A 25924-nucleotide genomic window follows, 5' to 3' on the forward strand; every position below is an offset into this window, starting at 1 on the left:
TGCTAGTCCTTGTCGAGCTTGGAGTGGGTGGAGAACTCGACGGCAATCTGCCTGAGCCACTCGTCTGTCCAGGTGATGCGCCCGGCGCGCAGGTCCCCGATGACGCCATTGACCCAAGACAACTCGGTCGCGTGAAGCGCTCGGAGATATTCCATCTCAAGTAGGAAGAGCCTTGGTACGGCCTGCGCCTCCCGCAGGAGCCCGTCGATCCGCCGAAGTTCCGACTCGATGGCTTTTGCCCGGTGCTCAAGCAGACCCAACACATCGTTCGGCGTCAGCAGAGCAAGAAATGATACGGCTGCGGGGAATTCCGGATATTCCCGCGTCAAGGTCGACAACATCTCGCGGATCCATGCCAGCGCAACGTCGCGGCCCTTTTCGGTGATCTCGTATACGGTCCGCTCGGGACGCTTGTCATCCCGGACTGTTTTCTGCTGGGCAATCAATGCCTCGCGCTCGAGCCGATGGATGGTTTGATAAAGGCTCGCCCTCTGCGTGACGTTGATCACTTCATCCTTGCCGCGCTCCTTGATGAGCCGCTGCATTCGGTAAGGATGCAGCGGCTCTTCCATGAGCATTGCAAGGACAGCGAGCGCGACTGGTGAGCGTTTGATTAAGGTCATAGTCATAGTATTACTAGTTAAGTTATAACTAGTCAACTGGCTGTTGGACAGGGTACTCGGTTGGATCGGTGACCGTGAATTCGTGGAGCGGCGCATCGGACCATTTCCAAAGCGCAAGTTTCCGCTTTAAGGTGAGTGTGCTCGAAATTTCATACGACTGTCACGAAGCGGTTCTATCCGCTGCGGTCTGTCAATCATCCGATGCGGTCAGGAGAAAGCCCATGTGGCTCAGCAATTTCACCCTCGTTCTCCCAAACGAGGTGGTGAGTGAAGGTTCCGTGCGTGTTGAGGACGGCGTGATTGCCGAGATCAGGCCGGAGCCGGTTGCCGGGGCGGCGATCGACGGCGGCGGCCGGCTGCTGATGCCGGGCTTCGTCGATCTGCACGGCGACATGATCGAGCGCGAGATCGCGCCGCGCCCGAACGCGACGATGCCGATCGATTTCGGCATTCATGAACTCGACAAGAAGCTTGCCGCCGCCGGTGTCACCACGGCCTTTGCCGCCGTCTCCTTCGCCACCGAAAGCGTCTATGGTCACGTCCGCTCGTTGGAGACGACCTCGGCGGTCATCGAAGGCATCAACCGCTTGCGCGACAATCTGCTGATCGATCACCGCGTTCACGCCCGCTACGAAATCACCAATGTCGGCGCCGCTCCGGCGCTCGAACGCCTGCTGAATGCCGACCAGATCGACATGGTTTCGCTGACCGACCACACGCCGGGCCAGGGCCAGTACAACAACCTGCAAAGCTACATCCTCAGCATTTCCGAGCGCCGCGCCGTCTCCGAGGAAATGGCAGCCGAGATCGTCGCCAAGCGCATCGCCATGCGCAACAATCCTGACATCGAGGCCAAGCTGAAGGAGATCGTTGCGCTGTCGCTGAAGCACAAGCTGTCGCTGGCCTCGCATGATGATGACAGCGTCGAAAAAGTCGCCGAGATGCACGACCTCGGCGTCACCATCAGCGAGTTTCCGGTGACGGCGCCCGCCGCAGAGGAGGCGCGCCGGCGCGGCCTCTGGACGCTGATGGGAGCGCCGAACGCGCTGCGCGGCCAGTCGATGTCGGGCAATCTCAGCGCCCTCGATGCCGCAAGGGCCGGTCTCCTCAGCGTCATCGCCGCCGACTATCACCCGGCCGCCTTCGTGCCGGGCATCTTCAAGCTCGCCGACATGGTGGAGGGTGGACTGCCGGCCGCCGTCGCCATGGCCACCGGCAATGCCGCCCGCTCCGCCGGCCTCCTGGATCGCGGCGAAATCGCCATCGGCCAGCGCGCCGATCTGGTCGTGGTTGAGCCAGGCGAGGTCCATCGCATCCGTGCGACGTTCCGCGCCGGCCGCTTCGTCTACAGCGACGGCACGCTGCATCCTATACATGCGCTGGCGGCATAGCTCAACTCCCTGCTGAGGTGCCTGGAACGTCTGCGAAGTCACGGTGCATCACTCGTCCAGTGAGCGCATAAATTTCACTTGCAATTGAAAATTCAATTTGTAATCTACGCTCGTCGACAACGGTTGCCGCAATTGCAACTTCAGGGCGTTGGATTCCGTCCGGCGGGCCACTGGGCTGGGGAAATATGAATAGCTTTGGGACCGGCAAACGTTGAGTCCGAATGCCTCGATCGAGAGAGTCGACGCCGTCGACGATTCTGACTTGTCACACGGCATCACTATCCCAGCGCCAGCTGATGGGGATCTCGATATGATGAGCCAAGGTTTGGGTGAGCCATTGCCAAGTCCCGGTCGGACTGCACGATGGTGGCTCAGCGTACCATACGGTTTGGTGATGCGAGTCTCGCTAGCAAGGCTCGCAAATTGAAGAACTACTTTTTCTTTCTGGATGAACTTCGGGGGGTAGCTGCGCTATCCGTGGTTCTCTTGCATGCCAGCCAGGCTTTCGGATTCGGCCTTAATTCCCACGCCTCTCTGGCCGTGGATTTCTTTTTTTGCCTTAGCGGCTTCGTTCTCGCTCATAGGTACGATCAAAAATTAAAGTCGGGCGTTCTGCGGAGCAGTGCATTCTTCCTGAAGCGTCTATTGCGCCTTTACCCCTTGATCGTGGCTGGTGTCGGCTTGGGCGTTGTCGCGTCGCTATTTACTTCAACACCGAGTATCCCACTCGCCGACGTCCCGATTCTGGCTCTAGGTGCACTACTCCTATTGCCATTAGGGCTTCTGGCGGGGCAAGAGGCGTTCGCGATCAACAACCCACTTTGGTCGCTCTGTTTTGAGATGTTCGCCAGCGGGGTGTACGGATCAGCCGCTCGCCGGAGAATTCGTTTCCAGCATGAGGCAGCGGCGCTCATATTATTAGCAGCAGCGCTTTTCCTGGTCGTCACCATCGAAGGTTCTATTGGTCCGGTCGGCTTTGCCAGCTGGCAAGCGTTCCTTGAAGGATTTGTCAGGGTCGGCTTTTCGTTCCTTGGTGGTGTTCTGATTTTTCGCTGGAAAATCAGTCGTCTTGTCGGAACGGTTCCACCTCAGATCCCGCTTTTCATCCTGATAGGGGTTTTATTTTTCCCCTTTGCTGTCTCCAAAAACATGTACGATTTCTTCTGTATCGCTATCATAATTCCGATCGTGGTCGTGCTAGCGGTTGCAGTTCCGCTGAACAAGGAGCGGCCGTTAGCGGCATATCTGGGACGGTTGTCCTATCCGCTCTATATTGTTCATCAGCCCATCATTCGACTCGGCGCTGAGTTCCAAAACCTTGGCGACGGAAGTGTGCCATTGCCGATTGCGGTAAGCGGCACCCTCTTAGCTGCCGTTGGGGCGGCACATTTTCTATCCACCCGTTTCGATGAACCGATTCGCGCCTACATCGGTCGGAAATTTTCGACAGAGATATAAGTGACGCCTTTGAATAGGAAGTTGACGGCGGTCGCCCTCAGCATCGTCGTCCTGCTTGGCAGTGTAGCGGCAGGTCTCGCCGCCGCGACACATCCTTCGGCGCCGTCATTGCCTCTGGAACGGTCGTTGTTGCCCTAAGCGCGGTCGCCGATCAGCGAAATCAGTTGGGCCTGGGGCGCAGCGGCCGAAGCCTCGCCGCCGACGGCCTTGCCGCCTTCCATCGTCACGCGGCCTTCGGCAAAGAGCCGCAGCCCTTGCGGATAGATCTGGTGTTCGATGGTGAGCACGCGCGCGGCAAGGCTTTCGGCCGTGTCGCCTGTGAGAATCGGGACGGCGGCCTGGCCGATCACCGGCCCTTCGTCCATGCCTTCGGTGACGAAATGCACCGTGCAGCCGGCGATCCGCATGCCGGCGTCGATGGCGCGCTGATGGGTGTGCAGGCCTGGAAACAGCGGCAGCAGGGAAGGGTGGATGTTGAGCATCCGGCCTTCATAACGCTGGATGAAGGTAGGCGTCAGCAGCCGCATGTAGCCTGCCAAGCAGAGAATGTCGGGGGACAGCGTGTCGAGCGCGGCAAAGATCGCCGCCTCGTGCGCTTCCTTGCTGGCATAATCCTTGCGGGGAAAGGCGAAGGTGGCGATACCCTCGGCTGCCGCCTTGGCGAGCCCGCCGGCATCGGCCTTGTCGGAGATCACGCCGACGATTTCTGCGGGGTAGTCGGCCGCCTTCGCCGCCGCAACCAGCGCCATCATGTTCGAGCCGGCGCCGGATATGAAGACGACGGCGCGTTTGCGCGGCACGCTCATATGGCAAGCGTGCCCTTGTAGACCGTGCCGGCGGCGCCCTCGTCGCGGGCGATCATGCGGCCGAGCGTGACCACCGTCTCGCCCTCGGCTTCGAGTGCGGCGGAAACGGCCGCGACATTCTCGTCGGCGACGACGGCGATCATGCCGACGCCGCAGTTGAAGGTGCGCAGCATTTCATTCGCTTCGACGCCGCCCGTCTTGGCGAGCCAAGAAAACACCTTGGGAACCTTGACGGCGGCAAGATCGATCTCGGCCGCCAGATGCTTCGGCAGCACACGCGGAATATTTTCCGGGAAGCCGCCGCCGGTGATGTGCGCCAGCGCCTTGATGGCGCCGGTCTCGCGGATCACCTTCAGAAGCGGCTTCACATAGATGCGGGTCGGTTCGAGCAGGGCCTCGCCGAGCTTGTTGCCGTCGGCGAACGGCGCCGGCGCATCCCAGTCGAGACCGGACAGTTCGACGATCTTGCGCACCAGCGAGAAGCCATTCGAATGGACGCCGGAGGAGGCAAGCCCGAGGATCACGTCGCCCTCGGCGATATCGCCGGAGGGAAGCAGCTTGCCGCGTTCGGCAGCACCGACGGCAAAACCGGCGAGATCGTAATCGCCGGAGGAATACATGCCGGGCATTTCGGCCGTCTCGCCGCCGATCAGCGCGCAGCCGGCCTGCCGGCAGCCGGCGGCAATGCCGCCGACGATGGCCGCGCCCTGGTCTGGGTCGAGCTTGCCGGTGGCGAAATAATCGAGGAAGAACAGCGGCTCGGCGCCCTGCACGACGAGATCGTTGACGCACATGGCGACGAGGTCGATGCCGACGGTGTCGTGGTAATCGGCATCGATGGCGATCTTCAGCTTTGTGCCGACGCCGTCATTGGCGGCGACCAGAACCGGATCGGTAAAACCTGCGGCCTTGAGGTCGAACAGCCCGCCGAAGCCGCCGATCTCGCCGTCGGCGCCGGGGCGGCGCGTCGAGCGCACCGCCGGCTTGATCTTCTCGACGAGGAGGTTGCCGGCATCGATGTCGACGCCCGCATCGCTGTATGTCAGGCCGTTTTTCCCAGACTGGCTCATGCTGGTCTCCGATGGCTATTTCTGGCGGCAGACGCGCCGCGTCATCTGCCGGTCGCAATTGCATGACAGGGGCCTTTATGCAAGCGCCGCATGGCAAAAGCCCCCAATTTCCCGCGTCTTCCCCGAGCCTTTCCGGGATTTGGCGCGGCAGGGTTGACCATCTTTGCGCCTGCATCCTATGTGCTGAATGGCCGCTTCGGTTCGGATGCGGCGTTTGGCGGCGGAAAGCGATCAACGGGGAAGCAATGCCACAGCAAGTCAGCGGCAACAGTCTCAAGCGTCAGATCTTCTTCTGGCTGGCAGTGCTCGCCTTCTTCATCGTCTTTCTCTATGTCTTCAGCTCGATCCTGCTGCCCTTCATCGCCGGCATGGCGATCGCCTATTTCCTCGATCCGGTGGCCGATCGGCTGGAGCGTCTCGGCCTGAGCCGCATGATGGCGACGGTCGGCATCCTCATCGCCTTCGTTATCGTCTTTGCGCTGGCGCTGATGATCCTCATTCCCGTGCTCGTCAGCCAGTTCAACGATTTCGCCGAGCGTCTGCCGACTTATATCAGCCAGCTGCAGCAGTTCATCAGCCAATCGCAGAATTCGCTGCTGCCGGATTGGGTCAAGAGCCAGGCCGGCACGATCAAGGACAATTTCTCCGGCATTCTCTCCGAAGGCATGGGCTTCTTGACCGGGCTCTTCGCGCAGATCTGGAATTCCGGCAAGGCGATCGTCGACGTCATATCGCTGCTTGTCGTCACCCCCGTCGTCGCCTTCTATATCCTGCTCGATTGGGACCGCATGGTCGACAAGGTCGATCAGTGGATCCCGCGCGACTATATCAGCGATGTCCGCCAGATCGCCAAGGAGATCGACCAGGCGATCGCCGGCTTCATCCGCGGCCAGGGCTCGCTCTGCCTCATCCTCGGCATTTATTATGCTGCGGGCCTGTCTCTCGTCGGCCTGAACTTCGGCCTGCTGATCGGGCTCTTTGCCGGCATGATCAGTTTCATTCCCTATGTCGGCTCGATGGTCGGCCTCGTTCTCGCCATCGGCGTGGCGATCGTGCAGTTCTGGCCGGATTATCCCTGGATCGGCCTGGTGCTCGCCGTCTTCTTCAGCGGCCAGTTCCTCGAAGGCAATATCCTGCAGCCGAAGCTCGTCGGCTCCAGCGTCGGCCTGCACCCGGTCTGGCTGATGTTTGCGCTGTTTGCCTTCGGCGCGCTCTTTGGTTTCGTCGGTCTTCTGGTCGCCGTGCCGGCCGCCGCCGCCGTCGGCGTGCTTGTTCGTTTCGCGCTTTCGCGTTACCTTCAGAGCGATCTTTATTTTGGCGTGTCGCCCACTGGCCGCACCCGAAAGACGAAATCAGTTCCCAATGAATGACGTGAACAACGCTGATCCGAAGCGCAAGGCCGGAGAGCAGCTACCGCTGGTCTTTTTGCACGATGCTGCAAGCGGGCGCGACGACCTCCTGGTCTCGGAGCGTCTCGCCGCCGCCGTTTCGATCGTCGATGCCTGGCCGGCATGGCCATCGCCGGTCGTCGTGCTCGCCGGCCCGGTCGGTTCGGGAAAATCGCATCTCGCCCGCATCTGGCGGGAACTGAGCGGCGCAGTCGACATCCATCCCGAACTTGGCTCAGACGCCGCGGTTGCTGCCGCCGCCGGTCCCGTACTGTTCGAGGACGCCGACCGCCTTGGCTTCGATGACAATGCGCTGTTTCACGTCATCAACAGCGTGCGCGAAAATGGCACCGGGCTGTTGATGACCAGCCGTCTCTGGCCGATGTCCTGGCCGGTTTTGCTGCCCGATCTGCGCTCGCGCCTGAAAGCTGCAACCGTCGTCGAAATCGGCGAACCCGACGAGGCGTTGTTGTCGCAGGTGATCGTCAAGCTCTTTGCCGACCGGCAGCTTTATATAGATGACAAACTCGTGCTCTATATCGTTAACCGGATGGAGCGGTCGCTGAATGCCGCCCAGACGATCGTCGAAAGGCTTGACCGGCTGGCCCTGTCGCGGGGCACGAAAATCACCCGGTCTCTGGCCGCCGAAGTATTGAATGAATTGGGAAATTCGGAGCCGGCCGATTGACTGTCACAGTTCCGTCGTGAAACTGATATAATTGCCTTCGGCGATTGAGAGCGGGGTAAACGGTCTATGGATAGCGCAGTCGCAGAACATCAGGAACTTACTCCGCAATCCAACGACAACACTCCCCCGCTGGAAGAGCTGCTTAAGAGCCCCGAGCGCTTCATCAACCGAGAATTCTCCTGGCTGCAGTTCAACCGCCGCGTCCTGGAAGAAACGTTGAATACCGAGCATCCGCTGCTCGAGCGCGTTCGCTTCCTGTCGATCTCGGCCGCCAACCTCGATGAATTCTTCATGGTGCGTGTCGCCGGCCTCGAGGGCCAGGTGCGCCAGAACATCGTCATCCGCAGCCCCGACGGCAAGACGCCGGCCGAGCAGCTCGATTCGATCCTGCAGGAAATCGACCATCTGCAGATGGAGCAGCAGGCCTCGCTGGCCGTGCTGCAGCAGTATCTCGCCAAGGAAGACATCCTGATCGTCCGCCCCGGCGCTTTGAGCGATGCCGATCGCCAGTGGCTGGCCGCCGAATTCGAACAGGCGATCTTTCCTGTCTTGACGCCGCTGTCGATCGATCCGGCCCATCCGTTCCCGTTCATTCCAAATCTCGGCTTCTCGATCGGCCTGCAACTCGTCAGCAAGAATGGCCGCGATCCGATGACGGCGTTGCTGCGCCTGCCGCCGGCGCTCGACCGCTTCGTCCGTTTGCCGGATGATGGAAACACGATCCGCTACATCACTCTGGAAGATGTCGCCAACATCTTCATCCACCGGCTCTACCCGGGTTACGAGGTGCAGGGCTCCGGTACGTTCCGCGTCATCCGCGACAGCGATATCGAAGTCGAGGAAGAGGCCGAGGATCTTGTCCGCTTCTTCGAAACGGCGCTGAAGCGGCGCCGCCGCGGCAAGGTCATCCGTATCGAGACCGACTCGGAAATGCCGGCCTCGCTGCGCCAGTTCGTCGTTCAGGCGCTTAATATCCCCGACAATCGCGTCGCCGTTCTGCCGGGCCTTCTGGCGCTGAACACTCTGTCCGAGATCACTAAGGCGCCGCGCGAGGATCTCAGGTTTCCTTCCTACAATGCGCGATTTCCCGAGCGCGTCCGCGAACATGCCGGCGATTGCTTCGCCGCCATCCGCGAAAAGGACATGGTCGTCCATCACCCCTACGAATCTTTCGACGTGGTGGTCCAGTTTCTTCTCCAGGCTGCGCGCGATCCTGACGTCCTGGCGATAAAGCAGACGCTGTACCGCACCTCCAACGACAGCCCGATCGTCCGCGCGCTGGTCGACGCCGCCGAAGCCGGCAAGTCGGTGACGGCGCTGGTCGAGCTCAAGGCTCGGTTCGACGAAGAGGCGAACATCCGCTGGGCGCGCGATCTCGAGCGCGCCGGCGTGCAGGTCGTCTTCGGCTTCATCGAACTCAAGACCCACGCCAAGATGTCGATGGTTGTCCGCCGCGAGGAAGGCAAGCTCAGGACCTATTGCCACCTCGGAACCGGCAACTACCACCCGATCACCGCGAAGATCTACACTGACCTGTCCTATTTCACCTGCAATCCGGTCATCGCCCACGACATGGCGAACATCTTTAATTTCATCACCGGCTATGGCGAGCCGGAACAGAGCATGCAGCTCGCCATCTCACCCTATACGATGCGCCCGCGTATCCTGCGCCACATCGACGAAGAGATTCAGCACGCCACGAACGGCGCCCCGGCGGCGATCTGGATGAAGATGAATTCGCTTGTCGATCCCGACATTATCGATGCGCTCTATCGCGCCAGCCATGCCGGCGTCGAGATCGATCTCGTCGTGCGCGGCATCTGCTGCCTGCGTCCGCAGGTGCCCGGCCTTTCGGAAAAGATCCGCGTCAAGTCGATCATCGGCCGCTTCCTCGAGCACAGCCGCATCTTCTGTTTCGGCAACGGCCACGGCCTGCCGTCCGACAAGGCGCTGGTTTACATCGGTTCGGCCGACATGATGCCGAGAAACCTCGATCGCCGCGTTGAAACCATGGTTCCGCTGACGAATCCGACCGTTCACGAGCAGGTCTTGTCACAGATTATGCTCGGCAACGTGATTGACAATCAACAAAGCTACGAGATATTGCCCGACGGTACGTCGCGGCGCATGGAAGTGCGCAGGGGCGAGGAACCGTTCAATGCGCAGCAGTATTTCATGACCAATCCGAGCCTGTCGGGCCGTGGTGAAGCTCTGAAGTCCAGTGCGCCGAAGCTGATCGCCGGCCTGCTCGAAGGCCGCAACAACAAGTAAAACTGGACCAAATGGTTGAATCTGAAGCCCAGGGGCGCCTTCCGGGGATCGCCCCGGTCTCCGTCGTCGATATTGGATCGAATTCCATTCGTCTAGTCGTCTACGAAGGCATGTCCCGTTCGCCAACCGTCCTCTTCAACGAAAAGGTTCTCTGCGGCCTCGGCAGGGGTATTGCCCTTAGCGGCAAGATGGATGAAGACAGCGTCAGTCGGGCTTTGGTGGCGCTGCACCGTTTCAAGGCGCTGTCCGATCAGGCGCGCGCCGCCACCATGTATGTATTGGCGACGGCCGCCGCGCGCGAGGCGAGCAACGGTCCTGATTTCATCCATCAGGCCGAAACCATCCTTGGCCGCAAGGTCCGCGTGCTCTCGGGCGAGGAGGAGGCGAAATTCGCCTCGCTCGGGATCATCAGCGGCTTTTACAATCCCGATGGCATCGCCGGCGATCTCGGCGGCGGCTCGCTGGAGCTGATCGATATCAGGGGCAAGGAAGTCGGCAAGGGCATCACGCTGCCGCTCGGCGGCCTGCGCCTGTCGGAATATGCCGGCGGCTCGCTGTCCAAAGCCCGGACCTTTGCCCGCAAGCAGGTGAAGACGGCAAAGCTGCTGTCGAAAGGCGAGGGGCGCACCTTCTACGCCGTCGGCGGCACCTGGCGAAATATCGCCAAGCTGCACATGGAGCTCACCAACTATCCGCTGCACATGATGCAGGGCTATGAGGTCTCGCTCGAAGCGATGATGCTGTTCCTCGAACAGGTGGTCAGCGCGCGCGATTCCAAGGAGCCGGCGCTGCAGGCGGTGTCGAAGCACCGCCGTTCGCTGCTGCCCTTCGGCGCCGTCGCCATGAAGGAAGTGCTGAGCGCGATGAAGCCGTCGGTGATTTCCTTCTCGGCGCAGGGTGTGCGTGAGGGATATCTCTATTCGCTGCTGTCGGAGGGCGAACGTCGCCTTGATCCGCTGCTTGCCGCCGCCGGCGAACTGGCGATCCTGCGTGCGCGTTCGCCCGAGCATGCCCGCGAACTGGCGGAATGGACCGGCCGCATGATGCCTCTCTTTGGCGTCCAGGAAACGCAAGAGGAAAGCCGCTACCGTCAGGCCGCCTGTCTGCTTGCCGATATCAGCTGGCGTGCCCATCCCGACTATCGCGGCCTGCAGGCGTTGAACGTCATCGCTCACTCTTCCTTCGTCGGCATCAGCCATCCCGGCCGCGCCTTCATCGCGCTCAGCAACTATTACCGTTTCGAAGGGCTACACGACGACGGCGCAACAGGCCCGTTGGCGCAGATCGCCACACCCCAGTTCATCGAGCGCGCCAAGCTGCTCGGCGGCATGCTGCGCGTCGTCTACCTCTTCTCGGCCTCGATGCCCGGAATCGTCAAGAACCTGACCTTCCGCAAGTCGTCGAACCCGGACATCGACCTCGAATTCGTCGTGCCCCCCGAATACCGCGATTTCGCCGGCGAACGCCTGGACGGCCGCCTGCAGCAGCTGTCGAAGCTGACGAACAAACGGCTGGCGTTTCTGTTCGAGTAGGGCGGTACAACGGTCGCTGTGCCGTGCCGGCCCCCTCTGGCCTGTCGGCCATCTCCCCACAGGTGGGGAGATCGGCTGGGCGCAACGGTTTCCCAAAACAATTGCCGTTGCAGCGCGACGAAACGGTAGAGAGGTGGGAAGGCCAAGCCGCTTGTGATCTCCTGTGGGGGAGATGCCCGGTAGCGCAGAGGGGGGGCTGGCACGGCATGCCGTACGATGTACCCGCCCAACCAGACGAAAAAGACGGCGCTCACGCACCGCCCCTCCATCTCCCATCAAACCCAAATTACTTCGCGTTCAAAAACTCACCAACCTCAAGCAGGCTGAACTCATTATTATCGGCCTTGTCGACGGCGCGGCCGGCTGAAAAGGGCAGGTTGTTGTCGTTGCCGATGATGATGTGGGTGGCGTCGACGCGGTCGACGTTTTCGATCGTCACGAACGGCATGTCGTAGACGCCATCCTTGCTGCCGGCCTTCTTCTTGTTGTCGGGGTCCTGAATATTCAGGAGGTCGATATAGCCGATCTTGCGGACGGCCTTGCCAACATTGGCGTCGTTGAACTCGATCTTGTAGACACGCTTCAGCTCGGCCGGGGCTTCGAAGCAATCCGGCTTTGGCTGCTTCGGGTCGGCGCAGGCCTTGTCCTTGGTGCCGGCGCCGCTGTCGCGCTCGATGACGAGAGCGGTGCTGTCGTCGAGCATGTTGAAGTCGCCGATCGACACGCCCTTGTCTTCGAACGGATAGAGCCAGCTGCGGCCGGTCCACTTCTTGGCGGCGACGTCGAACTCGATCACGCGGACGGCGGTGTGGCCATCGGCCGTTTCCATCTGGCCGTCATCCTTGTAGATGGCGCCTTCGAGCAGGCCGTAGAGCTTGGAGCCATCCCTAGACATGGAGAGGCCCTCGAAACCGCCGGAGCGCTTCAGGTTGAAGACCGGCATCTTCGCGGTCGGGTTGCCCGGAAGCTGGATCAGCGGATTGTCGGGCGAAAGCACCGGCTTGCCGTCGAGCGTCGTCGCGATGACGTCGGTGAGGCGGCCTGCCGTGTCGAACTTCAGGATATAAGGACCGAATTCGTCGCCGAGCCAGAAACCGTCGGCAACCGGCTGGATCGATTCGATGTCGAAGTCGGCGCCGGTGAGATAACGCGTGTCGGTGCCTTCGAGCACGATCGGGAAGGGGGCGATCTTGTTGGGATCGGAGAGGAAGAGGTTCTTGACGACGTCAGCCTTGTTGGTCGCCCAGTCGAATTTCATCTGGTGCAGGAAGAGCATGGAGTCGGAGGAATTGGCCTTCGAGCCGAAGCCGTTGTCCGTGAGCGTCCAGAAGGTGCCGTCGGCCATCGTCTTGATGCCCGAGAAGCCTTGGATCGCTTGACCGTCGAAGGGAAGCTTCAGGTCGGTGACGCGTGCGCCATCCCTGCCGGGCACCGTGCCGAGCGCCTCGGTGCGCTTGCGGTCCGCCGTCGTGAACTTGCCGGAATGCTTGAGGAACTCAGGAGCATCGGCCGGAGCTGGAACCATGGTGTTGGCAGGAAGGATCGCCTGGCCGGCGAGCTTGGCCGGGAACTGCTGTTGGTCGGCGTAAGCGGAGCCCGCGACCAGAATGAAAAGCGATACGGAAGCAAAAAGAATGGTCTTCATAATATCCCCATGGAACGGATGCGAATGGCTTCCGCTTAGCAGGGCTTCCGTGTCAGCGAATTGACGGTTGGGTGAAGCTTTGGTGACGCGCAGCAGAACGGTCGCTCAGCCGTGCAGAATGACCGCCGGCTTATTCAGCACGGTGACCGCACGCGAAGAAAGCGCCATGACGCCGAGCGCCTGGCCGCGTCCCTTGACGGCATGGGTGCCGAGATCCTCGCAAGCGATGTCGTCGGGAAAGTTCATGCGTCGGGCAAGCTCAGTGGAGATCAGCACCGGCCGGTTCAGAGTGCGGCAGAGCGTCTCCAGCCGGGCGGTGGTGTTCACCGTATCGCCGAAATAGCTGATCTTGTGATGGTCGACGCCGATTTCGGCGGTGATGATCTCGCCGCCGTGAAGAGCGGCCCGCAGCTTCGGTACATGTCCGTAGCTTTTCCGCCAGCCGGCGGCATTGGCTTCGATATCGGCGAGGATGTCGAACATACAGCGCACGCAACGCGCATTCTTGACGCCGCGGGCAAGCGGCCAGGTGATGATCGCCGCATCGCCGACATAGTCGTTGATCATGCCCTTGTGGCGCCTGACCGGCTCGGCGAAGGTCGCAAACAGCGAGCTCAGCAGCTGCTGCGCGCGGAGGTCGCCATGCTTTTCGGCAAAAGCAGTCGAATCGACCAGATCGATGAAGAGGAATACACGCTCTTCCCTGACCGGATTGCGATAGCGGCTGACCAGCATGCTGAGGAATACCTCGCGGCCGAGCAGTTCCCGCACGCGCAGGATGAAGATCAGCGCCGAGCAGACGGCAAGCGCATAGAGGAAGACCTCGTAGGGCATGATGACGAGATCGAGGAACGACGTCGGCTTCACGATGCCGACTGCCGAGAGCAGCAGTGCGGCGCAGGCAAAGCCGAGGCTCATCAGGATTTCGTAGATCACCAGTTCGCTGATGATGAAGGCGAAGGTCGGCAGCCTCTGGATACGTCTGTACATCCCGCGGAACAGCGCCTTGCGCTCGAAGGCGACGATCGGCATGCCGATGAACAGCGCGAAGATTGCGCCGACAACGGGCGTCTGATTGGAGTAGAACATCAGATCATAGACGACGCCGCTGGCGGCCAGAACGATCGTGATCAGGATCCAGTTCTGCGTCGGAGATATTTCCCGCATGCCGTCCTTCGCCAAATAATGGTTCTTCCAGCCATTGTTTCAGCTGGGAAAAAAGCGTCAAGCGAATTCGATGCGGTCTTACAGCGCCGCGCGTCAGACAGACGTGCGGAGCTGTAACACTTTGAAATCACGCTAGAGGCTGATGGTCTCGACCTTCCGGTCGACGAAGCGCAGAGCGATCTCACCCTGGATTAGTTGCAGCGCCGGCTCGCCGAAAAGATTGCGCCGCCAGCCGTGCAGGGCAGAGACTTCGGCCTTCTCGCCTTCGGCGGCGATCCTGTCGAGATCCTCGCTGTTGGCGATCACCTTCGGCGCCACCCCGTGCTTTTCCGAAATCAGTTTCAACAGCACTTTCAGCAGTTCGACGGCAGCAGCGGCCCCTTCGGGCGCCTGCGCCTGGCGCGGCACATGTGGCATATCGGCCTTCGGAAGAGCGAGTGCTGTGTTGACGGCCTCGATGACGGCGGCGCCGGAGGTCGAGCGCTCCCAGCCTTTCGGAATGGTACGCAACCGGCCAAGCGCCTCGGTATCCTTGGGCTGCTGCTGGGCGATCTCGTAGATCGCATCATCCTTCAGCACCCGCGAACGCGGCACATTGCGCGCCCGCGCCTCGCGTTCGCGCCAAGCGGCAACATATTTCAGGATCGCCAGTTCCTGCGGCTTGCGCAATCGCATCTTCAGCCGCTGCCAGGCATCGTCGGGATGCATGTCGTAGGTTTCGCGCGCCTCGAGAATGTCCATCTCCTCGGAGAGCCAGGAGGTGCGGCCTTCGCGATCGAGTTCCGCCTTCAGCGACAGGTAGACATCGCGCAGATGGGTGACGTCGGCCAGCGCATATTCCAGCTGTTTGTCGGAAAGCGGCCGGCGGCTCCAGTCGGTGAAGCGCGACGACTTGTCGATGTGGACGTTCTTGATCCGGCTGACCAGCTGGTCATAGGAAACGCTGTCGCCGAAACCGCAGACCATGGCGGCGACCTGCGTGTCGAAGATCGGATGCGGAATGAGATTGCCGCGATTGAAGATGATTTCGATATCCTGACGCGCCGCGTGAAAGACCTTCAGCACCTTCGGATCGGCCATCAGCTCGAAGAAGGGGGTGAGGTCGATACCCTTGGCCAGCGGATCGACGAGAACTTCGGTTGTCGGGCTTGCCATCTGGATCAGGCAAAGCTCCGGCCAGAAGGTCGTCTCGCGCAGGAATTCGGTGTCGATGGTGATGAAGTCGGACTTGGCCAGCTCTTTGCAGGCGGCCGCCAAATCGGCGGTGGTTTCGATCATATCATTTCATTCGCAAGGAAAAGGTCGGTTGAACCTTCCTTCTCCTTTCGCTTCGATATGTCAATACAACAGCATACGCTTCGAGCATTGCTGGGCAAGAATCACGTCGAAACTGAGGCAAGGCCAAGACCGCCGCCGTCGCAACGAGCGCACGCTGCCTCAACTCACCCTGAGATAGCTGGTCATCCCGGTTTTCTGATGCTCGATGATATGGCAATGCAGCAGCCAGTCGCCCGGATTGTCGGCGACGAAGGCGAGCTGCACCTTCTCGTCAGGCTGGATGAGATAGGTATCGGAGACGAGCGGCATCACCTGCCTGGTCGAGGAGATCACCGTGAAGCTCATCCCGTGCAGATGGATCGGATGTGCGTGCGGCGTGGTATTCTCTAGGTTGAAGACATAGCTCTTGCCGAGCTTCAGTTCCGCCAGCGGTGCTGTCGGATCGGGCGTGTCGCCCGGCCACGGCACCTTGTTGATTGCCCAGAAACTGTAGCCGAGCGTGCCGCAGATGCTCTCGACGGCGGTGTTCTCGGCCGTGGCGCTCAGCACCAGCGGGATCTGCTCGGCGGCGGAAAGATCCGCCTTCGCCACCGGATTTTCGGCAAGCGGCCCGAGATCGCCGATATCGCGCTTCAACGATGATCCGACTGCGCGCAGGCTGGCGATCGTCTTCGGCGTGGTGCCGCGTATATCTTCGAGCGTCGCGACAGCGCCTTCGCTGTCCGGTATGCGCACGGCAAGATCGAGCCGCTGACCTGGGCCGATCTGCAGGAGATCGAGCGGAAAACGCTTCGGTACCGGATTGCCGTCGATCGCAATTACGCTCGCAACCGCCCCTTCCATCTTCAGTGAAAAGATCCGCGTCACGTCGGTGACGGCGATGCGCAGCCGCACCAGCCCGCCCGCGGGCGCGTCATATTGCGGCTCCTGCTGCCAGTTGGCGGTGCGCACGGTGCCGTAGGTCCCCGATTTGGCAGCGTCGCGCGGCTTGAAAGCGGCGATGAACTGCCCGTCGCCGCCGAGCCGCCAGTCACGCAGGTTCAGCACTATTTCCGCATCGAATGCTGGATCGGCCGGATCTTCGACGACGATGACGCCGGTCATGCCATGGCCCATCTGCGTCAGCGTGTTGCAATGCGGATGGTACCAAAACGTGCCGGCATCGGGCGGCGAGAAGGCATAGTCGAAGCTGTCGCCGGTATAGATGTAGGGCTGCGTCATGAACGGCACGCCGTCCATGCGGTTGTCGATGCGAAGCCCATGCCAGTGGATCGTCGTCGGCTCGTCGAGTTCGTTTTTCAGCCGCGCCGCATAGGGTCGCCCCTTTTTCATCCGGAGAACCGGCGGCATGCCGTCCTGGCCCCAGCTCATAATGTCCCGGGTCGGTCCCGCCTCGGTCAGCATGGCCTCGGTCTTTACCGCCGTCAGCAGCTGCGGCTCGGGGGCTGCCTCGGCAAGCCCGAATTTACCGGCAATGCCGATACCGACGCCATAGGCGCCCGCGACAGCGGATGCCTTGAGAAGGTTGCGGCGGGTCAGGAGAGGCATGCGGAGGCTCCACAGTGATAATGCCAAATCCTTTTAAAGTTGACCCGCTCCTTCATCAATACGGGAAGTGCGGCCAATCTGCCGCGGCATATGGGGCGCGCCCCCGCCACAAACGGGTGCCAAACGCGCGGGTGGCACGCGCCAAGCCTTGACAAATCGGAGCGTCCATGCGCTTTTCCGCCCGATTTTCTTGTCGGCGCTTGAGGGTTCTTGGAGCCCTTGCTGCCGTCTTAAGCCACATGCCAGGATTTGAGATCATGCATCGCTATCGCAGCCACACATGCGCCGCCCTCCGCAAGACGGATGTCGGCTCGACCGTCCGCATCTCTGGCTGGGTCCACCGGGTCCGCGACCATGGCGGCGTTCTCTTCATCGACCTTCGCGACCATTACGGCATTACCCAGGTCGTCGCCGATCCCGACAGCCCGGCCTTCAAGATGGCGGAGACTGTGCGCGGCGAGTGGGTGATCCGCATCGACGGCCTCGTCAAGGCCCGCACCGACGACACCGTCAACAGGACCATGGCAACCGGCGAAATCGAGCTCTACGCTCAGGAGATCGAAGTGCTCTCCGCCGCCAAGGAATTGCCGCTGCCGGTCTTCGGCGAGCCGGACTATCCGGAAGACGTTCGCCTCAAGTACCGCTTTCTCGATCTTCGCCGCGAAACGCTGCATAAGAACATCGTCAAGCGCACCCAGGTCATCTCGGCGATGCGCCGAGAAATGGGCAATGTCGGCTTCACCGAATATACGACGCCGATCCTGACGGCCTCTTCGCCGGAAGGCGCACGCGACTTCCTCGTACCCTCGCGCATCCATCCCGGTACCTTCTACGCTCTGCCGCAAGCGCCGCAGCAGTATAAGCAGCTGCTGATGGTGGCGGGTTTCGACCGTTACTTCCAGATCGCGCCGTGCTTCCGCGATGAAGACCCGCGCGCCGACCGCCTGCCGGGCGAATTCTACCAGCTCGACCTCGAAATGAGCTTCGTCACCCAGGAGGACGTCTGGGACACGATGGGCCCGCTGATGACAAGCGTGTTCGAGGAGTTTGCCGAAGGCAAGCCGGTCACCAAGGAATGGCCGCGCATCCCCTATGACGAGGCGATCCGCAAATATGGTTCGGACAAGCCGGACCTGCGCAACCCGATCGTCATGGAAGCCGTGACCGAGCATTTCGCCGGCTCCGGCTTCAAGGTCTTCGCCGGCATGATCGCCTCGAACCCGAAGGTTCAGATCTGGGCGATCCCGGCCAAGACCGGCGGCTCGCGCGCCTTCTGCGACCGCATGAACGCCTGGGCGCAGAGCCAGGGCCAGCCCGGCCTCGGCTACATCTTCTGGCGCAGCGAGAACGACAAACTCGAAGGTGCCGGCCCGCTTGCCAAGAACATCGGCGAGGAGCGCACGGACGCCATCCGCACCCAGCTCGGTCTCGGCGATGGCGATGCCTGCTTCTTCGTCGCCGGCGAGCCGGAAAAATTCTACAAGTTTGCCGGCGAGGCTCGCACCAAGGCTGGTGAGGAACTGAACCTCGTCGACCGCGACCGCTTCGAACTGTGCTGGATCGTCGATTTCCCCTTCTTCGAATGGAGCGAGGAAGACAAGAAGGTCGATTTCGCCCACAATCCGTTCTCGATGCCGCAGGGCGGCCTGGACGCACTGCAGAACCAGGATCCGTTGACGATCAAGGCTTTCCAGTATGACGCCGTCTGCAACGGCTTCGAAATCGCCTCGGGCTCGATCCGTAACCAGTCGCCGGAAACCATGGTCGCCGCCTTCGAGAAGGTGGGCCTCAGCCAGCAGGATGTCGAAGACCGTTTCGGCGGCCTCTACCGCGCCTTCCAGTACGGCGCACCGCCGCATGGTGGTGCTGCCTTCGGTATCGACCGCGTTGTCATGCTGCTCGTCGGCGCGAAGAACCTGCGCGAGATCTCGCTGTTCCCGATGAACCAGCAGGCCCAGGATCTGTTGATGGGCGCGCCGAGCCCGGCAGCGCCGACACAGCTGCGTGAACTCTCGATCCGGCCGATCCCGCTGGTCAAGAAGGACTGAGGATCGTCTGATCCCCAATGCAAATGCCCGGCGACCGATGTCGTCGGGCTTTTTGCTGTCGTTCACAATGCCGCGTAGATCGCCTCGCGTAGATCGACCGTGAACTTGCCCCACATGCCCTCCAGCGTCGTGTTCGTCAGCGCAACGACGGTCAGCCCGTTGACCGGGTCGATGAACCAGCTGTGGCCATAGACGCCGCCCCATTTCAGCGTGCCCTTGGGGAAGGGGACGCCCGCCTCGGCCGGATCGGTGATGACAGACCAGCCGAAGCCAAAGCCGGAGCCGGGTTCGTGCTGCTGGCGGTGCCCGCCGGCCTGGTCTGTCATCATTATCCGTACGGTTTCCGTCGATAGCAGCGGCGCGCCACCGCTACGGATGGTTTCGAGTACGGAAAGCACGTCAGCCGCCGTTCCCGCCATGCCGGCGCCCCCGGAATGATAGGAAGCGGGGTCGAAGATGCGGTTCGGCGCGAAACGGATGGGACCCATCTGCGACATCACCAGCGCATTCTCGCCCATCAGCGCCGGTTCCGGCGAAGCGTCCATATAGGCCGCCGCAAGCCGGTTGCGGTCACGAACCGAAAATGCGGTGCCGGCAAGCCCAAGCGGTCTCGTCACCAGTTCGGCAACGGCCCCACCCAAGGGCATGCCGGTTTCCGCCTCGATGATGCCGCCGACAACATCCATGGCAAGGGAATACTGCCAGTCGCTGCCCGGCGCGAAACGCAGCGGCACGCTGGCGATCCGCCGCAGATTTTCGGCGAGCGGCAGTCCCGGTTGATCGAGGCCGTCGGAAATGCCGGCGCTGATATAGGGGCCGCCGTCCTCTTCGGAGAAGCCGTAGCCGAGGCCTGATGTGTGGGTCAGCAGGTGGCGGATGCGAATGGTTGCTTCGCTGCCGTCGGGCAGCCTCGGGCGGAACTCCGGCAGCCATCGGGTCACCGGGTCGTCGAGCCCGATTCTCGCCTGCTCGACGAGCCGCATCGCAGCGATGGTGACGATTGGTTTGGTGATGGAGGCTAGCCTGAAAATCGTGTCCTCGCCCATCGCCAGATCGTTTTCGCGGTCGGCGAGGCCGGCTGCGCGGCGATGGATGATCTCTCCGTCGCGGGCGACGAACACGACCGTCCCGACCAGCCGCTTTTCGTCGAGCGCGTCTGCTATTGCCGTATCGACGGCAGCCGAAAGCAAGGAATTCCTGTCGGCATTCGCCGTTTCGAGGGGAAGACTCATCAGATCAAACCTTCTATAATCACAATGACCATTCCTGAATTAGACAAGTGGAGCGGGATTTCTAGAGTGATCGTTGTGAAAAATAGTGCAGACGTGAAAAATCCTACCGCCCGCCGCCGCGGTCGCCCCCCCGCCTTCAACCGTGAGACGGTTCTTTCAGCCGCCCGCGAGACCTTCTGGGCGCACGGATACGAGGGCGCCTCGATTGCCGATCTGACGGCCGCCATGGGCATCACGCCGCAAAGCCTCTATGCCGCCTTCAACTCGAAGGCCGATCTCTATCGCGCGGCGCTGGAGCAATATCGGGCGCTGGGCGCCGAAACCTCTTCCGCGCTCGGCGAGCCGATCGATACCGTCTCCGCCTTCGAGCGGATCTTGCGGGGCTCGGCCGCAAGGTTTTCGGCGCCGGAACATCCGAAAGGCTGCATGATCTCGACGGCTGTGCTGAACTGCGCCAGCGAGAACGATCTGATCGCCGACCACGTGGCGGCGCTGCGTCGTCGGTCGCTGGAGGCCTATGCGGCAAGGATCGAGCGCGGCATTCGCGAGGGCGACATCAGCGCCGAGGCGAAGCCTCGCGCACTTGCGCGGTTCCTCGGCGCTATCGTCCAGGGCATGTCGGTGCAGGCGAGGGACGGCGCATCGCTTGAGGAATTGCTGGAGATCGCAAGTCTCGCCATTGCCGAACTCGCCCGCCACCGCGCCTGAAAACGAGAAGGCCCGGCAGTGCGTGACTGACACCAGCTATTGGGTCAGTCACGCACTGCCGGGCCTTTCGTCATCAGATCGATGCGATCAGTCGTTGGCCGAAACCTTGACGCCGAGCACCTGCGGCAGCGTATTCGGAGCGCCCATGGCGGCACCGACGATCGTCGGGAACGGCACCGGCTTTTCAGGAGCGGCCTTGACAGTCAGGCTCTTCGGATCGTCGAGGAAGGTATTGACCGCTGCCGAAACGGCATTCTGCAGTTCCGGGATATTGAGCTGCGCCAGCATGATCGGCGTCATCGCCTTCAGCGAATCCGCCATCTGCTTGCCCGACATGTTCTGCTGCGAGCCGGCATAATCCAGCGCACGCTTGGTGATCGAGGCATCTTCGAAACGCACCTGCGCGGCCTCGAAGGAAAGCTGCTGCATCAGGCCGAGCATGGCGAGGCCCAGCGCCTGCTGCGACTGGTCCTTGTTCGCACCAGCTTCGGATTCCTTCATCGCATCCTGCATCGATTTCATGAAGGCCATCGTATAGCCCGAGATCTTGAAGCCGAGGTTCAGCTTGCCGACGTTGGTGAAGTCGAAGGCGAATTCCGAAACGTCGATCGTGCCGGGGGCGAGTTCCCAGGCGCCCTTCATGGTGATGTCGCCCTGGACGTGTTGCAGGGCGAGCTTCTCGATCGCATCCTTGCTCTGCGCATCCTCGGTCTTGGTGAGATCGGCCTTCATGCTTTTGAAGGCGCCGTCGAAATCGAAGCCGGATTCGTCTTCGCGCAGCGTCAGGTTCATGTTGGTTTCGAGCAGCGAGAACACTTCCGCCCCGTCCTTAACCACCTTCACCGGGCCGGTGTGGGCGGTTTCATAGAGCATCATCGTGTCGAGCGTGTCGCCGCCCGCCGTTGCCGGCACGGAGATGCCGCCGAGCGTCAGCTCCTGCGCCGTCACGGTAACGCCGTCTCCCGTCTTGTTGATGTCGGGGAAGGCCGCTTCTTCGATGTAATAGCCGCCATCCTCGTCTTCTTCGACGCCGGAAAGGGTGATTTCGCCGATCGGCAGGCTTTCGCCACCGGTCGGCTTGACGGTGACATTCTTCAACGTCACGGTCGTGCCGTCGATATCGACGGCCTCAGCGGCAATCGTCCCGCCCTGGGCGGCATAGGCGGCATTGATCTTTTTCAGCAGATCGGTGCCATCGAGAGCGAAAGCCGAGCCGGCGAGCGAGAAAATGGCGGCGCCCGACAGCATCAGCCGCGTTGTCCGGTAAAAGTTCATGGGGTGATTCCTCTGGTGGCGTGATGGCGGTTGGAAATCTGCAGTTACGCTACTACGGATTGGGCCTGCTTTATATTTGCGGACTTCTAAATTTCCGTTGAAAGGAACGGCAAACGAAATCCGAATTGCGGCGGAACGTTTGTCTCATCCTTTGATGTCGGTGCCAAGACTTCATCCACAGCTGCTATGACCTGGATTCCTTGCCCAGCAGCCTCTTCTGGGCTAGTCAGAACCTATGGGACAAGAGATTTTGCCGCCTTCCGGCGGAGACGACGATCACATCCAACCGGTCGACCTCAAGGCGGCGCTCGAGCAGCGCTATCTCGCCTATGCGCTGTCGACCATCATGCACCGCGCCCTGCCTGACGTGCGCGACGGTCTGAAGCCCGTTCACCGCCGCATCGTCTATGCGATGAACGAGATGGGCTTGCGGCCGACTTCGGCCTTCAGGAAATGCGCCAAGATCGTCGGCGAGGTGATGGGTAACTACCATCCGCACGGCGACCAATCGATCTACGACGCGCTTGCTCGTCTCGCCCAGGATTTCTCGCAGCGCTACACGCTGGTCAACGGCCAGGGCAATTTCGGCAATATCGATGGCGACAGTCCAGCCGCCATGCGTTACACTGAATCGAAGATGACGGCGGTCTCCGAACTGCTGCTCGAAGGCATCGATCAGGATGCCGTCGATTTCCGCGATACCTACGATGAGTCGAATTCCGAGCCGGTCGTCCTTCCCGGCGCCTTCCCGAACCTGCTCGCCAACGGTTCCTCCGGCATCGCCGTCGGCATGGCGACCTCGATCCCGTCGCACAATGCCCACGAACTTTGCGACGCCGCACTGCATCTGATCAAACATCCCGATGCGACCGTCGAAAAGCTCGTCGAATTCATTCCCGGCCCGGACTTCCCGACCGGTGGCATCATCATCGACAGCCGCGACAGCATCATCGAGAGTTACCGCACCGGCCGCGGCGGTTTCCGCGTACGGGCGAAATGGCAGACGGAAGATCTCGGCCGAGGTGGCTACCAGATCGTCATCACCGAAATTCCCTTCCAGGTGCAGAAATCGCGGCTGATCGAGAAGATCGCCGAACTGCTGATCGCCCGCAAGCTGCCGCTGCTGGAAGATATCCGCGACGAATCGGCCGAGGACATCCGTGTCGTCCTGGTGCCGAAGACCCGTAGCGTCGATCCGACGATCCTGATGGAATCGATGTTCAAGCTGACGGAGTTGGAAAGCCGCTTCCCGCTCAACATGAACGTGCTGTCCATGGGCCGCATCCCGCGGGTCATGGCGCTGAACGAAGTGCTGAAGGAGTGGTTGGATCACCGCCGCGAGGTCCTGCAGCGCCGCTCGCGCTTCCGCCTGGCGGCGATCGACAGGCGCCTCGAAATCCTCGGCGGCCTTCTGATCGCCTATCTCAACATCGACGAGGTGATCAAGATCATCCGCGAGGAGGATGAGCCGAAGCCGGTGATGATGGCGCGCTGGGATCTCAGCGACATTCAGGTCGAGGCGATCCTCAACATGCGGCTGCGCGCCTTGCGCAAGCTCGAGGAGTTCGAGATCCGCAAGGAATTCGACGAACTCACCAAGGAAAAGGGTGAGATCGAGGCGCTGCTTGCCTCCGACGACAAGCAATGGCAGACGGTCGCCTGGGAAATCGGCGAAGTGAAGAAGAAATTCGCCAAGGCGACCGAGGTCGGTCGCCGCCGTACCCAGTTTGCCGACGCACCCGAAACCGACGAGGAAGCAATCCAGCAGGCGATGATCGAGAAGGAACCGATCACCGTCGTCATTTCCGAAAAGGGCTGGATCCGCGCGCTGAAGGGCCATATCGCCGATACGGCGACGCTGACCTTCAAGGAAGGCGACGGCTTGAAGCTGGCCTTCCCGGCGCAGACGACGGACAAGATCCTGATCGTCACCACAGGCGGCAAGGCCTTTACGCTCGGCGGTGACAAGCTGCCGGGCGGTCGCGGTCACGGCGAGCCGCTGCGCATCATCATCGACATGGACAACGACCAGGCGGTGCTGACCGCTTTCGTTCACGATCCCTCGCGCAAGCGGCTGATCGTCTCCACAGCCGGCAACGGCTTCGTCGTTCCGGAGGCCGAGCTGGTCGCCAATACCCGCAAGGGCAAGCAGATCATGAACGTCGCGCTGCCCGAGGAAACGCAGCTGCTCGTGCCCGTCGGCGGCGATCATGTCGCCGTCGTCGGCGAAAACCGCAAGCTGCTGGTCTTTCCGCTGGCGCAGGTGCCGGAAATGTCGCGCGGCAAGGGCGTGCGTCTGCAACGCTACAAGGATGGCGGCATTTCCGACGTCCGCTGCTTCGCGATATCAACCGGCCTCGTTTGGGAAGACAGCGCCGGCCGCACCTTCACGAAGAACAAGGACGAGCTTGCCGAATGGCTGTCCGACCGCGCCACCGCCGGCCGCACCGTGCCGAAGGGTTTTCCGCGCAGCGGTAAATTTGCCGGCTGAGGCGAGACGTCTTGGCTGTAACGCTTTGATTTTCTGCATAATTCTTTAGATCAGTACCGATTAGAGGAATTATATTTCCGTGCCCGGCTCTTGGCGGGCGTGGCAAATCCTCTATCTAATTCCTGTCAGCAAAAATAGGATAAGGCCGGTTTTCGCAGGCGGGCGAAATGGCCGCGACCCGTGCACTTGAAAAAGTGCGCGCGCCCTTACCGGAGGAAAATCGATGCCCGCCAGCACCATCAAATTGCATGTGAGCCAAACCTACAGCGTGCCGCCGTCTGTGGTGTACGACGCCTGGCTCAACCCCGAAATCGCCCGCCGCTTCCTGTTTGCCACCGACGACGGTCATGTCATCCGCGCCGATATCGATCCGCATGTCGGCGGTCGTTTCTTCGTCGTCGACCGCCGTCCCACAGGCGACGCCTTTCACCAGGGTGTCTTCCTGGAACTGAAGCGCCCGCAACGCATGGTCTTCAGCTTCTCCGTCGAAGAGCATGATCACAATTGCGACCGTGTCGAAATCGACATCGAGCCTCTCGGCGGCGGCAGCCGTCTGACGCTGACCCACGAAATGTGCGCCGAGTGGGCCGAACACGAGGAGAAGACCCGGCGAGGCTGGGCGCATGTGGTCGAAGGGCTGGGCAGGGAGCTGGAACAGCAGCAGATGAAGGCTACGGGTTGAGCGGTACGCTGAAATCCCTGAGGAAGCGGGCAGCACCTTCTTCGTCGATCTCGCCGGTGGCGGCGGCAAGCACGAAGGCGTAGAGATTGGCGTCGGTCGTTTCGATCTCGTAGCCGTTTTCGAGAAGGAAAACACCTGCAGTTACGATCGTAATCCGCTTGTTACCGTCTACGAAGGCGTGGTTGCGGGCAAGGCCGAAAAGATAGGCGGCGGCGAGTTCGATGACGTCGTCGCAGCCACAATGCGCCTTGTGCATCGGCCGGTCGAGAGCAGACCCCAGCGCGCCATCGTCACTCAATCCAGCAAGTCCGCCGAAGCGATCGATCTGCATTTTCTGCAGGCTCTCGACCAAGGGCCTCGTCAGGAATTTGAAGGCCATTATTCGGCGAGCTTTTTCAAAGCGACCTTATACTTGTCCATGAAATATCGTGCGGCCTCGAGCTGACGCGACAAATCCTCGTCAGTCGGCTTCAAAGTGATGCCGCCATTTTCAACCTGCATTTCCAGCGAATCACCGGTCTTCAATCCAAGCCGGTCGAGAACCTCCTTGGAGATGATAATTCCCTCGGAATTGCCGATCCTACGGATCGTGACGTTCATCGTTTTACCCTCAGTGTAATAAC

21 protein-coding genes are annotated in these 25924 nt (G+C 61.2%); 10 read left to right on the plus strand and 11 right to left on the minus strand.

Features of this window, described 5'->3' with window-relative positions; all coding sequences use genetic code 11:
- Window positions 1-2: 2 nt before the first annotated feature.
- Window positions 3-623: a PadR family transcriptional regulator gene (locus HJB89_RS09635; protein WP_259669589.1), complete on the minus strand. Its 621-nt coding sequence runs from the start codon at window positions 621-623 to the stop codon at window positions 3-5.
- Between the two features lie 221 nt (window positions 624-844).
- Here HJB89_RS09635 and HJB89_RS09640 point away from each other — a divergent pair, with 221 nt between their 5' ends.
- Window positions 845-2014 (plus strand): alpha-D-ribose 1-methylphosphonate 5-triphosphate diphosphatase, encoded by a 1170-nt coding sequence (locus tag HJB89_RS09640; RefSeq protein ID WP_207583697.1) that lies wholly within the window; start codon window positions 845-847, stop codon window positions 2012-2014.
- Between the two features lie 363 nt (window positions 2015-2377).
- The gene (locus HJB89_RS09645; RefSeq protein WP_221115262.1) at window positions 2378-3472 is read left to right on the plus strand and encodes an acyltransferase; all 1095 of its coding nucleotides are present in this window, start codon (window positions 2378-2380) and stop codon (window positions 3470-3472) included.
- Window positions 3473-3606: 134 nt separating this feature from the next.
- Here the strand turns inward: HJB89_RS09645 and purN are convergent, their stop codons facing one another.
- Both purN and purM read right to left on the minus strand, forming a co-directional pair.
- Complete coding sequence (gene purN / locus HJB89_RS09650) at window positions 3607-4278, minus strand: phosphoribosylglycinamide formyltransferase (RefSeq protein ID WP_221149650.1); 672 nt, start codon at window positions 4276-4278, stop codon at window positions 3607-3609.
- Window positions 4275-5348 (minus strand): phosphoribosylformylglycinamidine cyclo-ligase, encoded by a 1074-nt coding sequence (gene purM, locus HJB89_RS09655; RefSeq protein WP_221149651.1) that lies wholly within the window; start codon window positions 5346-5348, stop codon window positions 4275-4277. The genes purN and purM overlap by 4 nt, the downstream gene beginning before the upstream one ends.
- Before the next feature lie 245 nt (window positions 5349-5593).
- Here purM and HJB89_RS09660 point away from each other — a divergent pair, with 245 nt between their 5' ends.
- The 4 genes from HJB89_RS09660 to ppx all read left to right on the plus strand — a co-directional run bounded on the left by HJB89_RS09660 (window position 5594) and on the right by ppx (window position 11227).
- A complete protein-coding gene (locus HJB89_RS09660; RefSeq protein WP_221149652.1) occupies window positions 5594-6718 on the plus strand; it encodes an AI-2E family transporter in 1125 nt (374 codons plus the stop codon).
- Entirely contained in the window at window positions 6711-7424 is a 714-nt protein-coding gene (hdaA, locus tag HJB89_RS09665; RefSeq protein WP_207583701.1) for a DnaA regulatory inactivator HdaA, read from the plus strand. The genes HJB89_RS09660 and hdaA overlap by 8 nt, the downstream gene beginning before the upstream one ends.
- 66 nt (window positions 7425-7490) lie before the next feature.
- Complete coding sequence (locus tag HJB89_RS09670; RefSeq protein WP_221115258.1) at window positions 7491-9695, plus strand: RNA degradosome polyphosphate kinase; 2205 nt, start codon at window positions 7491-7493, stop codon at window positions 9693-9695.
- Window positions 9696-9706: 11 nt separating this feature from the next.
- Window positions 9707-11227: an exopolyphosphatase gene (gene ppx, locus HJB89_RS09675; protein WP_221149653.1), complete on the plus strand. Its 1521-nt coding sequence runs from the start codon at window positions 9707-9709 to the stop codon at window positions 11225-11227.
- 286 nt (window positions 11228-11513) lie between these two features.
- Here the strand turns inward: ppx and HJB89_RS09680 are convergent, their stop codons facing one another.
- The 4 genes from HJB89_RS09680 to HJB89_RS09695 form a co-directional block, all read right to left on the minus strand.
- Window positions 11514-12872 (minus strand): esterase-like activity of phytase family protein, encoded by a 1359-nt coding sequence (locus tag HJB89_RS09680; protein ID WP_221149654.1) that lies wholly within the window; start codon window positions 12870-12872, stop codon window positions 11514-11516.
- Window positions 12873-12977: 105 nt separating this feature from the next.
- On the minus strand, window positions 12978-14039 hold the full coding sequence (locus HJB89_RS09685) for an adenylate/guanylate cyclase domain-containing protein (protein ID WP_221115255.1): 1062 nt from the start codon (window positions 14037-14039) through the stop codon (window positions 12978-12980).
- Window positions 14040-14171: 132 nt separating this feature from the next.
- Window positions 14172-15317 (minus strand): ribonuclease D, encoded by a 1146-nt coding sequence (gene rnd / locus HJB89_RS09690; protein WP_221115254.1) that lies wholly within the window; start codon window positions 15315-15317, stop codon window positions 14172-14174.
- A gap of 159 nt (window positions 15318-15476) precedes the next feature.
- Window positions 15477-16865 carry a multicopper oxidase family protein gene (locus HJB89_RS09695; protein WP_207583707.1) on the minus strand — a complete coding sequence of 463 codons (1389 nt, stop codon included), beginning with the start codon at window positions 16863-16865 and terminating at the stop codon, window positions 15477-15479.
- A gap of 257 nt (window positions 16866-17122) precedes the next feature.
- Here HJB89_RS09695 and aspS point away from each other — a divergent pair, with 257 nt between their 5' ends.
- Window positions 17123-18913: an aspartate--tRNA ligase gene (gene aspS / locus HJB89_RS09700; protein ID WP_221139873.1), complete on the plus strand. Its 1791-nt coding sequence runs from the start codon at window positions 17123-17125 to the stop codon at window positions 18911-18913.
- Between the two features lie 62 nt (window positions 18914-18975).
- Here the strand turns inward: aspS and HJB89_RS09705 are convergent, their stop codons facing one another.
- Entirely contained in the window at window positions 18976-20145 is a 1170-nt protein-coding gene (locus HJB89_RS09705) for a serine hydrolase (protein WP_221139874.1), read from the minus strand.
- Window positions 20146-20211: 66 nt separating this feature from the next.
- Between HJB89_RS09705 and HJB89_RS09710 the strand changes: the two genes are divergently transcribed.
- A complete protein-coding gene (locus HJB89_RS09710) occupies window positions 20212-20853 on the plus strand; it encodes a TetR/AcrR family transcriptional regulator (protein ID WP_221149655.1) in 642 nt (213 codons plus the stop codon).
- 87 nt (window positions 20854-20940) lie between these two features.
- On the opposite strand, the gene HJB89_RS09715 is transcribed toward HJB89_RS09710, so the two are convergent.
- A complete protein-coding gene (locus tag HJB89_RS09715) occupies window positions 20941-22128 on the minus strand; it encodes a hypothetical protein (RefSeq protein WP_209885612.1) in 1188 nt (395 codons plus the stop codon).
- A 235-nt stretch (window positions 22129-22363) separates the two neighbouring features.
- On the opposite strand from HJB89_RS09715, the gene parC reads away from it, so the two are divergent.
- Both parC and HJB89_RS09725 read left to right on the plus strand, forming a co-directional pair.
- On the plus strand, window positions 22364-24619 hold the full coding sequence (gene parC, locus HJB89_RS09720; RefSeq protein WP_207583712.1) for a DNA topoisomerase IV subunit A: 2256 nt from the start codon (window positions 22364-22366) through the stop codon (window positions 24617-24619).
- A 223-nt stretch (window positions 24620-24842) separates the two neighbouring features.
- Window positions 24843-25301 (plus strand): SRPBCC domain-containing protein, encoded by a 459-nt coding sequence (locus tag HJB89_RS09725; RefSeq protein ID WP_207583713.1) that lies wholly within the window; start codon window positions 24843-24845, stop codon window positions 25299-25301.
- Here HJB89_RS09725 and HJB89_RS09730 read toward each other — a convergent pair.
- Window positions 25291-25680, minus strand: a complete 390-nt coding sequence (locus HJB89_RS09730) for a type II toxin-antitoxin system death-on-curing family toxin (protein ID WP_221149656.1) — start codon at window positions 25678-25680, stop codon at window positions 25291-25293. The two genes, HJB89_RS09725 and HJB89_RS09730, sit on opposite strands and share 11 nt — an antisense overlap.
- Window positions 25680-25901, minus strand: a complete 222-nt coding sequence (locus HJB89_RS09735; RefSeq protein WP_207583715.1) for an AbrB/MazE/SpoVT family DNA-binding domain-containing protein — start codon at window positions 25899-25901, stop codon at window positions 25680-25682. Before HJB89_RS09735 ends, HJB89_RS09730 begins: the two co-directional genes overlap by 1 nt.
- Window positions 25902-25924: the final 23 nt, after the last annotated feature.

This window comes from Rhizobium sp. NZLR8, from assembly GCF_019685025.1.
Taxonomy (GTDB): Bacteria; Pseudomonadota; Alphaproteobacteria; order Rhizobiales; family Rhizobiaceae; genus Rhizobium.